The sequence below is a fragment of the Clostridium sp. genome, from assembly GCF_050717545.1.
In the GTDB taxonomy this organism is placed as follows: domain Bacteria; phylum Bacillota; class Clostridia; order Clostridiales; family Clostridiaceae; genus Clostridium_AD.
The window spans coordinates 123325-135954 of record NZ_JBOITN010000034.1 but is presented as its reverse complement, the minus strand read 5'-3'; the positions used below and the strand labels follow the sequence as shown (position 1 = coordinate 135954).

Genomic DNA, 12630 nt, shown 5'->3' with positions numbered 1-12630 from the left:
GTCTTGTCAAATTATTATGAATAAATAATTTATTAGTTTTGCCAGGAGCCGTATGCGGGGTCCGCACGTACGGTTCTGTAAGAGGAAAGAAGTCGGAAATTTATTTCCAACTTCTACCTACTTGATTTATGGTTAGTATTTTATCCGTTTTCGGTTACATAAAGAATTTTACAAGTATTTTACTACCAACTATTGCACCTAAGAATAAAAACACACCAAATATCCAGCCTGAAAGGGATAGTGACGAAACACCACTGAAAAAGGCCCCTATATTGCAACCCAAGCCTATCCTTGCACCATAGCCCATTAGAAGTCCACCTAAAGAAGCAGCAATCAAATGCTTTTTAGATTTGATTTTCTTTATTTTAAATTGTGAGGCAAGCAATGTGGCAAGTAAAGCACCCAATATTATTGCTAAATTTCTAATTGAAATAGGATCATTAAGAAAACCAGCATTTAGAGTTGATTGAGCAGCATCACTGCTAAAATAGTACCATTTATCAACATTTCCACCAACTGATTGATATAACCAAGCACCCCAGTTTGCAAATACAACAGATATGCCCCAAGGTTCACCAGTAGTAGCCAGAGTAACTATTTGGAATAAAGATAAAAGCACTGCGCCCACAATATATGTCCAAGCATTTTTGAACCATTTTTTATAGAATTCACTATTTTTTATATCCAAAGTTATACCCCCTAAATTATTATTTTCAACAATAATTATTTAATAATCTTCATTTTGTTTTTTTGTTTCCCATTTTTGCGCAAGTATATATAATATAGCAATTACTAAAAGTTGAATAATTATTGCTCCAAACCAACCTAAAACATCTGGAAGGAACACTGCTTTTCCTTTTGAAATAAAATTAATGTTCCACCATTCAAAATCATGTGCACCCCATAGTGAACCAACAATGAAAAAGAATAAAGCTAAAATTTGCATTGTAAAACCTTCACCAACTCGCATGAGTGTACCAGAAGCACATCCACCGGCAATTACCATACCGATGCCGAATATAAAAGCACCAATAATAGTTGCTATACTTATAGGAACTACATAATCTTGACCGGAAATTGGAAGTCCTCGCATAAAATCACCATATTTAATTGCTGTAAAGCCAATTGATGTTATAGCTAAAGCAATAAGAACTGCTCTTGTTAAGGTTGTTCCACCAGTTAAAAATGGGTCTCTCATGGAGGCAGTAAAACAGAATCTAGATTTTTGTAGTATAAATCCAAAGCTAATACCAGTTAACCAGAATAAACTGAGTTTAGCAGATATGGTAGATAGAAAAACGCCTAAAATTATCAAAAAAACAAATAAACCTATGCCAAAAGGGACTTGACTTTTCTTAGTATTTTTATTACTCATTAAATCACGCTCCTTACTTCTATATAAATATAACGTTATAAAACTGAAGTTGTTACACTATTTTGACTAGTGAACTATTTAATGTAATTATACTATATAATATAAGTTATAGCACAACATATTTATGATGATATACATATGGTATAATTGACTAAAATAATTTTATTTGGTAAAAATAACATAAACAATAAATATAGAGGGGTATTATTATGCATATAGAATGTTTTCAATATTTTAATCAAGTAGCAACCTTTAAAAGCATTTCAAAGGTTGCTAACAATTCTCATATTTCACAATCTGCATTAAGCCAACAAATACAAAAACTAGAGGATAGTTTAGGATATAAACTATTAGAAAGAAGTAATAGAGGTGTAGAACTTACAGACGAAGGTAAAATTGTTGAAAAATACGGGGCAAATATTATAAGAACCTATAATAAGATGGTAGAAGATTTAAACAATTTATATAAGTCAAATTCCACAATAAGAATAGACTCATGCTATGCAATAGCAACCTATGCTTTGCCTTGTACAATGTATAGTATTAAAGAGAAGTTCCCAAATCATAACTATAAACTAACTACTAACTTTTCTAGTGATGTAGAAGATAATGTTTTAAATGATATATGTGATCTTGGATTTATTTATGGTAAACCAAGGGACACTTCACTAGAATATTTTAAAGTTGGTGTAGATAGGCTTATGCTAGTTTCTTCACCTAAGCTTAATAATCCGGTTCGAATTAAAGGTGAGGATATAATAAAATACTCTATAATAATGCTCGCTGATAAATTAGAAATAGAGGAAAAGCTAGATAAATATCTAAAAACCATAGGACATAGCTTTAATGAATTAAATATCATGTTTGACCTTGATTCCATAGAGTCAGTTAAATCGCTAGTTCTTAATGGTAATTCAATGTCATTTTTACCTTATATATCTATTAAAAAAGAGTTATATTCGAAACAGCTTAAGGAAACCGAGATTGATGGATTAGATATGACTTATGAGGTATATCTAATAAATAAAAAAAATGTTTACAACGATCATGCTATAAGGGGATTTATAGAATATTTTAAAAAGATAGGAAAAAATAGTTTCTGCTAAAGTTTAGTTATGATAATTTCCCATACACCGTTCATTACCTCATCAAATTCAAGAGAAATATCTTTACGCGTGAAGTGGGTTTTTATTGATTCAGCAACGCAGCTATGGTCAGTAATAATTTTTATCGGACTATTAGGTTTTGCTTTTTTTAGTGCTTTTTTTAATTTAAGAACTGGAATTGGGCACATATCACCTAAACAATCTATTGTATTCATAGTATTAACCTCACTTTGATGTAATGATTACTTGTACTTATATAATAACCTATTAGTTACACAAATATCAATATAAAATAGTATGACTTTATTACAAACAATAATTTATAAAATTGAGTGGTGATAAAATAATGAATATACCTTTTAATAAGATATATTATACAGGAAAAGAGTTATCATATATTGAGAATGCTATGAAAAAAGGATTCATAAGTGGTGACGGGTGCTATACTAAGCTTGTAACTTCTTTTTTACGTGAAAAATTTATGGTGAATAAAATTTTAATGACTACTTCTGCCACACATGCTCTGGAAATGGCAGCAATATTAATAGACATAAGGCCAGGGGATGAAGTTATAATGCCTTCATTTACTTTTCCGTCAACTGCTAATGCAATTATGTTACGTGGAGGGATACCTGTCTTTGCTGAAATAGAAGAAAGTACGCTAAATATAGATCCTATAGATATAAAAAATAAAATCACAAATAGAACAAAAGCTATATTACCGGTTCACTATGGAGGTGTAAGCTGTAATATGGATGAAATTATGGACATAGCAACAAAAAATAATTTATTTGTTATAGAAGATGCAGCTCAAGGAGTAAACTCAAAATATAAGAATAAGTTTCTTGGAACAATAGGGCATATTGGTTGTTATAGTTTCCATGGAACTAAAAATTGCGTTAGTGGAGAAGGTGGAGCTATAGCAATAAATTCTAATAATGCAGATTTAATAAAGCGCTCAGAGATTATAAGACAAACGGGAACTAATAGGAATGAATTTTTACGTGGAGAGGTAGAAAAATATAGTTGGGTAGATATAGGGTCAAGCTATGCACCTTCGGATATCTTAATGGCGTTGTTGTATGCGCAAATTCAGGATTTAGATGAGACTAAAGCAAAAAGAAAAATAATAAATGATTATTATAGTAAAAACATCGCTAAGTATATAGAAAAAGGGATTATTGAAAAAAGTACTTATATTCCAAGTGAATGTGATTCTAATTATCATTTGTTCTATTTGATTGTTGCTAATCAAAAAATAAGAGGAAAAGTAATTTGTAAGTTAAGAGAAAAGGGAATTTATGCTACAACTCATTTTATGCCACTACACTCTTCTAAAAAAGGTATAGAACTTGGGTATAATTTAGGAGATTTACCTATTACTGAAAAAACAAGCGATTGTTTGCTCAGATTACCTATGTATACTCAAATGAGTGGAGAGGAAATGAAATATGTTATACTCATATTAATACAAATTTTAGAGGGGATATAATGATGTCAAAAAGCATATCGGTTGTAGTACCGGTTTATAATAGTGAAAATTCGCTAGAACAATTTTATGAGGTGCTATCAAGAGAATTAAAGAAGCTATGCGATATTTATGAAATAATTATGGTTAATGATGGAAGCTGTGATAATAGTTATGAAATAATGAAAAAAATACATAATATAGATTGTAGGGTTAAAGTAATTCAGTTAGAGGGAAATTTTGGTCAACAAAATGCCTTGATGTGTGGATTTCATTATTCAACAGGAGAATATATACTTACATTAGACGATGACTTGCAACATCCTCCTGAAGAAATATATAAATTAAAGGAAAAAATAGATGAGGGATATGATGTTGTTTATGGTATTCCTATAAAAGCACAGCATTCCATTTATAGAAAAATGGGTTCGAAAATGACTAATTATATGTTTAATAAAATATGTTTAAAACCTAAAAACATTAGAATAAGCAGCTTTAGAATAATAAGAAAAAATATTGTAAATGAAATAATAAGGGATAAAACTTCTTTTGTATATATTTCAGCAATAACATTTAAAATAACTAGCAACATTGCTAATGTAGTTGTTAATCATAATCCGCGGAGATGTGGTAAATCCAACTATGATTTTTATAAGCTTTTAAAATTGTTTACTAAGTTATACGTATATTATTCTGGACATAAGATTTTTAAAAGGGTTACTAGCAAAGATGAACAATTTAAGATAAAAGATAAGTTAGTATAAAGGTGAATTAGTTACTCTAAGGTAGATTATACAGTTCCAAAGGAGATGATATATATGAAATTATTAATACTTGGTGGAGGCAATTGTCAATTAAATGCAATATTACTTGCAAAACAAAAGGGACATATCGTAATAGTTTCAGACTATTATGAGGATGCTCCAGGGAAAAAATATTGTGATCATAGTGAATTGGCTAGCACATTTTGCATAGAAGACAATATACTAATTTCTCAAAAATACGATATAGATGGGGTTATAACACTAGGTACAGATCAACCAGTTTATACGGTAGCTAAAGTAGCAAAAGCACGTAATCTACATAGTTTTCTTAATCCAGATACAGCAAAAGCAGTTACTAATAAAAAAATGATGAAAAATATATTTGATTTAAATTCTATTCCCACAGTTAAATTTGTATTTTTAAACAAAGATTTTAAAGATCATGAGTTAGAACATTTAAACTTTCCGGTTGTAATTAAGCCATTAGATAGCCAAGGGCAAAGAGGAGTCTATAAATTAAATTCAATACAGCAAATTAGAGAATGTTTTGATGATGTTCTTAGTTATTCAAGACAAGAGGAGGCACTTATTGAAGAATATTACGAAAATGATGAAATTACCATTAGTGGTTGGGTTGAAAACGACATTGCTCATGTACTTACGGTAACTGACAGAGTGACATATGATAATTATCCTAGTATTGGGGTGTGTACTGCTCATGATTTTCCATCAAAACATCTTAAAAGTTATAGCACGGAAATCATAAAAATAACAAATAATATTGTTAAAAGTTTTAAAATACATAATGGACCTATATATTTTCAAATGCTTATTGGAAATGAGGGCATAAAAGTTAATGAGATTGCCTGCAGAATAGGTGGAGCGTATGAGGATGAATTTATACCTCTTTTAACAGGTATAGATATGTTAGATATGCTTATTGATTTTTCTTTAGGTATAAAAATAAACTATACTAAGCTAAGAAAATATGAATTAGAAAATAATAACAAAAAGCTTTCAACTCAGTTACTTTTTGCAAAACCAGGAAATATTAAAGCTGTAGGAAATTTAAATAAGGTTAAAGAATTGCCTGGAGTGATTCAAGCTAAAATAAATTTTAAGGTTAATGATGAGGTAAAAGAAATTACTAATGCTACTCAGAGAGTTGGATATATGATTATTGAAGGTAATACCATTAAAGATTTAAATAATAATATAAATAATGCTTTTGAGAATATAGCCATATATGATGAAAATAATAATAATATGATTATTAAATTTTAGTGTTTTTAAAAATTAGCAAAATGATAGGAGAATGGACATAGTATGAATATGAAATTGCTTATAAGGAATATAATTATACTAAGTTTGGGTATTAGTATATTAGGTTTAACGGGATGTGGATCTAAAAGTGAAAAAAATATTTTGAAAAATAATATTAGTATTGCTGAGCAATTTGGGTTAGCATATGCACCTCTTCAAATCATGAAAGAAAATAGAATTTTAGAAAAAAATTATCCTAATGTTAAAATTGATTGGAAGCAACTTGGAAATACTGCAGCTATTCGCGAATCAATGTTATCAAATGGAGTAGATACGGGATTTATGGCTATACCTCCTTTTTTAATTGGGCTAGATAAGGGGATGGAGTGGAAAATAGCTTCAGGATTATCCCAAAGTCCTGTAGCTCTAGTTACGAATAAAGGGAATATAAATTCAATAAAAGATTTTTCTAGTGACGACAGGATTGTACTACCTCAGCCAGGAAGTGTACAACATATGTTACTCGCTATGGAGTGTGAAAAATTATTCGGAGATGCTAAGAAACTGGATAATTTACTTGTGACTATGGACCATCCAGATGGGATGAATGCACTACTATCAACCAAAGATATTACGGCGCATTTTACAACCCCACCATATTTATTTAAAGAATTAAAGCAAAAGAATATTCATCAAATATTAGATGGGAAAGAGGCTATAGGTGATGATTTTACACTTATTGTAGGGGTAACAACGAGAAAATTCCATGATAGTAAGCCAGAGTTATATAAAGCATTTGTTAAGTCTCTTAAAGAGTCAATTGAATTTATGCAAAAAAATCCTGATAAATCTGCAGATATATTAGCGAAAGTTTATAAAATTCCTAAAGCGGAAGTTCTTGAATATATAACTCATAAAGATATGGTATATACGGAGGAAGTTAGAGGAGTAGATAAGTTTGTAAAATTTATGAAACGAAATGATTATATTTTAAAAGATTATAGTGATAAAAGTGACACAATGTGGGAAGATGTAAAAAATGAAAAGTAGGATATTAAATAGTAAAATATTTTGGATTGCTATATTAATTTTCATATGGCAAATTATCTATATGACAGGGGATTTTTCTAAGCTTATTTTTCCATCAATTGAAGAAATATTAATCTCTTTATATAATTCAATAGTTAGTGGAGAGCTTATATACCAAACTATATATTCATTAGAGTTAATATTCAAAGGCTTGTGCATAGGTTTAATTTTGGCTGTTATTTTATCATCAATGTCTATGTTATTTAAACCATTTAGTGCACTTATAGAAACATTAGTAAGTATTGCAAATCCACTTCCGGGGATTGCTTTATTACCTTTAATTATATTATGGTTTGGGGCGGGGGAGATATCTATTATTTTTATTATTGTTCACTCTGTAGTTTGGCCATTGGTTTTGAATTTACTTACTGGTTTTAAAGCTATTCCTAAAATATATAAACAAGTGGGAAATAATTATGGACTTAATTCCATTGAAATAATATGGTACATAATGATTCCAGCATCCATGCCTTATTTTTTAACTGGTATGAGAATATCCTGGGCAAGATCCTGGAGGGCTCTTATAGGTGCAGAAATGATTTTTGGAGCAGCTGGAGGAAAGGGCGGGTTAGGTTATTTTATATTTGAAAATAGAGTTTTTATGAATACAGCTGGGATATTTGCAGGGTTAATCATTATAGTTGTAATTGGAATGACAGCTGAGGGCTTGATTTTTAATAAGTTAGAAAAAATAACTATAAAAAAATGGGGAATGACAATATGATTCTTGAAGTAAAAAAATTGACGAAAAGCTTTATTCAAAATGATAAAAAATTAGAGGTACATAAAGATTTAAGCTTTAGTGTTAATGAAGGTGAGTTTATATGTGTGCTAGGACCCTCAGGATGTGGTAAATCTACGCTGCTAAAGGAAATAGCAGGTTTTGAGAGCATAGATACTGGGTCTATTACTTTAAATGGATATGAGGTTTCAAAACCAGAAATAAACAGAATTATGGTATTTCAAGATTTTGATCAACTATTTCCTTGGAAAACGGTGTTACAGAATGTAGTGTTTCCTTTAAAAGTGAGTAAAATAGGTAATTCTAAAAAGGAAAGAGAGAATATTGCCAAAGAATATTTAACTTTGGTTAAATTAGAAAATTTTTGTGAGTACTATCCTCACCAGCTTTCTGGGGGGATGAAGCAAAGGGTAGCTCTTATTAGAGCACTTGTAATAAAACCTAAAATATTACTGATGGATGAACCCTTTGGTAGTTTAGATGCTTTAGCGAGAGAGGAACTTCAACATATTCTTTTATCCGTGCATAAGAGTTTTAATGTAACTATAATTTTTGTAACTCATGATATTGATGAAGCTATTTTACTTTCAAACCGCATTATAGTAATGGAAAAAAATCCTAACAACATTAAAAAAATAATTAATAATGATATACCTTTTCCAAGAGAAGAAAACCTTCAGGAAATTTTTAATATGCATGAAGAAATATATAATTTAATAAAGGAATAAAGTAACAACAGCTGGGATTAATATCTCTAAATATTAGTATTTTACTTTGTATATTTTTACAAACCAATCTTTTTCATTTATGTATCTAGATATTCGAATGCCGTAAGTTTTATTATTAAATTCATTAACCAATGTACAATTATTTTCTAAAAAACTTTTCATTTCATTATAATAGCTAAGATTACCATATAAAGCATCCCATTTAGGACTTTCATTATAAATAACATCCATTTCCTCAGGGTAGATGATATACTTAATATTATACTTATAAATATAGTCTTTAAAGTTCATATTATTTTCTTTTAAAAATGCTAAATTTCTATAGTCATGTAGTTTACTATTATTAAAATAAAAATCAGAATTTAAATTAGCTAAAACCACATCATCTTTTTTTACAGTTTTTGATATATTAAATAGGTAATTGTTATAATCATTATTTATAAAAGGATAGATATTAATGACCGTATTTGATGTTATAAATACAAATAATATCAAAATGACAATATATTTATAATATTTTAGTGAATTTTCTATTAAATATGTTATTAAAATATAAAACAGAGGAAACTCAAAAATAATGCTTGTTTGATTGTACCTACCAATTATTATAATACCTATATTTAAAAAGATTATGGATAGAAGAATACAAATAATTTGTTGGCTCCTTATTTTATCTTTTGTAATAAATAATTTTAATATAGTGAGTATGAAAGAAGACATAAAAATAAAAAATTGCAATTTAATATTAGGCATATAATATGTGCCACTTATTTTGTAATAGAGCTTTTCATAAAAATAATTGAATTGTTTTAATTTATCAAAAAGTGAATATTTTACTCCGAATTGTTTTCCATAGTTAAGGTAATTATGAAAAAAATTGGGGTCAAAAGATAAGCTTAATAGTACAAAAATTCCACCAAAAACTAAAAGCATAAAACAATAAGTAATAAGATTAGTCCATTTTAACTTTTTAGTAAATAGTACATGATACAAATAAATAGATATAAAGGGTAATGATATTATAAAACTATTAGGGTGTACACCGATGCTTATCCCAATAATACAGCCTATAAGTAGATCGTGATAGATGTGATGAATATTAATATTTTTATAAAAGAAATGTAAACCAAAAATGAAAAGAAATAATATAATAATTTCTTGCCTTGCAAAGTGAGAAGCATATATAAACTGAACGTCTATTGCTAAAAATATGGAAGCTATGGTGGAATTTATTAAAGAATTAAAAATTTTATAACACAACTTATAAAAATAATATAAAGTTAAACAACCAAAAACTAAGGAAATTAATCTAACACTAAATATATTATAGTTTACCAATTCAATAAACATTATTTGGATACTATGATAAATTATTTTTATTGCATGAGGATTTCGCTTATATAAATCAAAAAATGTCTCAGTTGATGAGAAATTTTTAGTTTCTAGAATATTTCTTGACAAACCACTAAGCCAAGATTCATCTGAATGAATAAAAGGGAAATTAGTCAAAAATATAAGATTTGTAATAAAATAAATTGTTAATAATATAAATAATTTTTTGTTATTAATAAAAGCTTTTTTTATAGATTCCAAATTATTCACCTCAATATAAGAAATATTTTTTTAGATGGCTATGACTAGCAGATAAATATACAGTGTTTATAAATTATACCATATGGATAAGTGAGAATATTAATTAATTGCATATCCAATAATTAAATACAATATTAAAAAGTATTATACCAAATTTGAAAACATTTAAAGTATAATAAATAGGATGTGTATATTATTTAACAAGTGGTTTTAGTTTTTAATTAACAGGATTTATATAGATAAAAAAGAATGGGGGAGAAAACAATGAAATTTTTATGTAGAATACTATCAGTGGCTATGCTTTTATCCTTAGGAATTTTGGCAGTGGGATGTGGAACTAGTAACTCGGGTAATGAGATTATTAGTGCAAATAAGGCTGTAGAATCATTAAAAAAAGAAGATGTAGTAATAGTTGCTGCTCAAGTACCAGACAAAGCGGTATATGATAAAGAACATGTTAAGGGTGCAGTTAAAATTGATATGAGTGATGTTGTAACTAATGTGCCAGTTATTAATATGTTAGCACCAAAAGAGCAAATAGAAAAAGTAATGAGTGGACTCGGAATTTCAAATACCACAACAGTATTATTATATGATACCAATAATAATGTGGATGCTTCTAGAGTATGGTGGACTTTAAAAGTTTATGGGCATGAAAATGTTAAGGTAGTTAGTGGTGGACTTGCAGCACTTAAAGAAGCCGGTGCAGAAATCACAACTGAAGTACCAGAGATTAAGACTACAGAATATGTGGCTAAAGATAAAGATGCGGACATGATTGCTTCAATTGATGATGTAGAAGCTCAAGTTACTAGTCCAGATAAGAATACCATATTACTTGATACTCGGACTAAAGAAGAATATGAAGCAGGAACAATTCCAGGATCAGTGCTTTTGAATTATTTGGATAATGATTATAGTAATGGAACAATTAAACCAGTTGAAGTCATAAAAATTCAATATATTGAGAATAACATAAAGGCTAAAAATAATGTAATATTGTATTGTAGAACATCATTTAGGGCAGCTCAAACATATTTGACATTATATAATGCCGGATATAGAAATCTTAAATTATATGATGGAGCTTGGGTAGAGTGGTCATCTCATAGCTCATTGCCCGTTCAAAAAACTAGTAAAGATGCACCAGCACCAACAAAATCACAAGATGCTTCATAAAAGTAGTTAAAATATAAAAATAGTTAGATACTGAAGAAGTGTCTAACTATTTTTTAGTTATAAGATATATGTATAACGTTTATATACATATAACTTTTTTTAATGCAGTATAACAAATTCCATAAACTAATGCTTACGTTTTATTGGTATAATGAAATTGTTAATAAAATAACGATTTAAAATTAAGGGGGAAAACGTAAATATGAAAAAAAATAAGATTTTAACAAGTTTATTAGCTTTAACAATTGTAGCTGCATTAGCAGGTTGTGCAACTAGTGATACTACTACAAAGACTACAGACAATGCTGCTAAAACAGAAACTACTGATACCGTAGCAAAAATAGATGTGGTTGAAGAAGCAGCTAATGGATATTTTGCAAATATGCCCGAGGATAATTATAAAATTTCTGAAAAAACTTTTGTTGAAGATGTAAAAGCAAATAAGGATATGTTTATTTTAGATATAAGACAAGCAGATGTATATGCACAAGGACATATTAAAGGTGCTGTAAATGCCGCTTGGGGAACAGCAATAAGTGATAATCTTGATAAATTACCAAAGGGAAAAACAATAATGGTCTACTGTTATTCAGGACAAACAGCAGGACAAACAGTAGCACTATTAAATATGGCAGGATTTGATGCAAGGTCAGTAAACTTAGGATGGGATTTAGGAATATCTAAAGTTGATGGAGTAAAAGATGTTACCGAAACTAAAGTAAATGATTTTGCTACAGTGGATTCTGTAGAAATAAAACCTGAAATTAAGACTGTTATAGAAAATTATTATAAAGGCTTAGATGATGTTAAAGATACAACTTTTAAAAACTATAAAATAAGTGAAGCTGATGCTAAAAAATTAGTAGATGCAAAAGATAGTGGTGTAGTATTCCTTTCTGTAAGAAGTGCTGAAGATTTTGCAAAAGGACATATTGCAGGATCAACAAATGTTGCTTGGGGAAAAGGAATGCAAGAAAAATTTAGTACATTACCAAAAGATAAGAAAATTGTAGTTTATTGTTATACTGGACAAACAGCAGGTCAAACAGTTGCTGGACTAAAAATGTTAGGATATGATGCAGTATCACTTAATGGTGGTATGGGCACAGCAGCAAATGCTCCCTCTGGATGGGCTAATAAAGGATTTGCTGTAGAAAAATAATATTAATAAAAGCCTCTAATATATAATATTTTATATATTAGAGGCTTTTTTTATTAGTTGATTTATTATTTTTTACAAATGGATTAATTTTAATTTATATTATATTAAGCGAACAAAAATTGAATGTTAGGTATAAAGTAGTTATAATAAGAATGTGACGA

General features: G+C 28.7%; 11 protein-coding genes and 1 pseudogene. 9 read left to right on the top strand and 3 right to left on the bottom strand.

The genetic code is table 11. The features are described from left to right. Positions 1 to 154: 154 nt before the first annotated feature. Positions 155 to 1198: pseudogene (locus ACREVX_RS11510) on the bottom strand (YeeE/YedE family protein). 386 nt (positions 1199 to 1584) lie between these two features. Here ACREVX_RS11510 and ACREVX_RS11505 point away from each other — a divergent pair. Beyond that, positions 1585 to 2481 carry a LysR family transcriptional regulator gene (locus ACREVX_RS11505; RefSeq protein ID WP_431544322.1) on the top strand — a complete coding sequence of 299 codons (897 nt, stop codon included), beginning with the start codon at positions 1585 to 1587 and terminating at the stop codon, positions 2479 to 2481. Here ACREVX_RS11505 and ACREVX_RS11500 read toward each other — a convergent pair. After that, positions 2478 to 2696 carry a sulfurtransferase TusA family protein gene (locus ACREVX_RS11500; RefSeq protein WP_431544321.1) on the bottom strand — a complete coding sequence of 73 codons (219 nt, stop codon included), beginning with the start codon at positions 2694 to 2696 and terminating at the stop codon, positions 2478 to 2480. The two genes, ACREVX_RS11505 and ACREVX_RS11500, sit on opposite strands and share 4 nt — an antisense overlap. 131 nt (positions 2697 to 2827) lie before the next feature. Between ACREVX_RS11500 and rffA the strand changes: the two genes are divergently transcribed. From rffA to ACREVX_RS11470, 6 genes are read left to right on the top strand one after another with little or no spacing between them, the layout of a single operon-like run. Beyond that, the gene (rffA, locus tag ACREVX_RS11495) at positions 2828 to 3973 is read left to right on the top strand and encodes a dTDP-4-amino-4,6-dideoxygalactose transaminase (RefSeq protein ID WP_431544320.1); all 1146 of its coding nucleotides are present in this window, start codon (positions 2828 to 2830) and stop codon (positions 3971 to 3973) included. Continuing rightward, the gene (locus tag ACREVX_RS11490; RefSeq protein ID WP_431544319.1) at positions 3973 to 4713 is read left to right on the top strand and encodes a glycosyltransferase family 2 protein; all 741 of its coding nucleotides are present in this window, start codon (positions 3973 to 3975) and stop codon (positions 4711 to 4713) included. The genes rffA and ACREVX_RS11490 overlap by 1 nt, the downstream gene beginning before the upstream one ends. 54 nt (positions 4714 to 4767) lie before the next feature. Further along, entirely contained in the window at positions 4768 to 5997 is a 1230-nt protein-coding gene (locus tag ACREVX_RS11485) for an ATP-grasp domain-containing protein (RefSeq protein ID WP_431544318.1), read from the top strand. 42 nt (positions 5998 to 6039) lie between these two features. Then, positions 6040 to 7026 (top strand): ABC transporter substrate-binding protein, encoded by a 987-nt coding sequence (locus ACREVX_RS11480; RefSeq protein ID WP_431544317.1) that lies wholly within the window; start codon positions 6040 to 6042, stop codon positions 7024 to 7026. Then, positions 7016 to 7789, top strand: a complete 774-nt coding sequence (locus tag ACREVX_RS11475; RefSeq protein WP_431544316.1) for an ABC transporter permease — start codon at positions 7016 to 7018, stop codon at positions 7787 to 7789. The genes ACREVX_RS11480 and ACREVX_RS11475 overlap by 11 nt, the downstream gene beginning before the upstream one ends. After that, the gene (locus tag ACREVX_RS11470) at positions 7786 to 8535 is read left to right on the top strand and encodes an ABC transporter ATP-binding protein (RefSeq protein ID WP_431544315.1); all 750 of its coding nucleotides are present in this window, start codon (positions 7786 to 7788) and stop codon (positions 8533 to 8535) included. The genes ACREVX_RS11475 and ACREVX_RS11470 overlap by 4 nt, the downstream gene beginning before the upstream one ends. Before the next feature lie 33 nt (positions 8536 to 8568). Here the strand turns inward: ACREVX_RS11470 and ACREVX_RS11465 are convergent, their stop codons facing one another. Further along, positions 8569 to 9030 carry a hypothetical protein gene (locus ACREVX_RS11465; RefSeq protein WP_431544327.1) on the bottom strand — a complete coding sequence of 154 codons (462 nt, stop codon included), beginning with the start codon at positions 9028 to 9030 and terminating at the stop codon, positions 8569 to 8571. Between the two features lie 1362 nt (positions 9031 to 10392). Between ACREVX_RS11465 and ACREVX_RS11455 the strand changes: the two genes are divergently transcribed. Next, the gene (locus tag ACREVX_RS11455) at positions 10393 to 11307 is read left to right on the top strand and encodes a sulfurtransferase (RefSeq protein WP_431544314.1); all 915 of its coding nucleotides are present in this window, start codon (positions 10393 to 10395) and stop codon (positions 11305 to 11307) included. Between the two features lie 202 nt (positions 11308 to 11509). Continuing rightward, positions 11510 to 12469, top strand: a complete 960-nt coding sequence (locus tag ACREVX_RS11450) for a rhodanese-like domain-containing protein (RefSeq protein WP_431544313.1) — start codon at positions 11510 to 11512, stop codon at positions 12467 to 12469. The last annotated feature ends 161 nt before the right edge of the window (positions 12470 to 12630 follow it).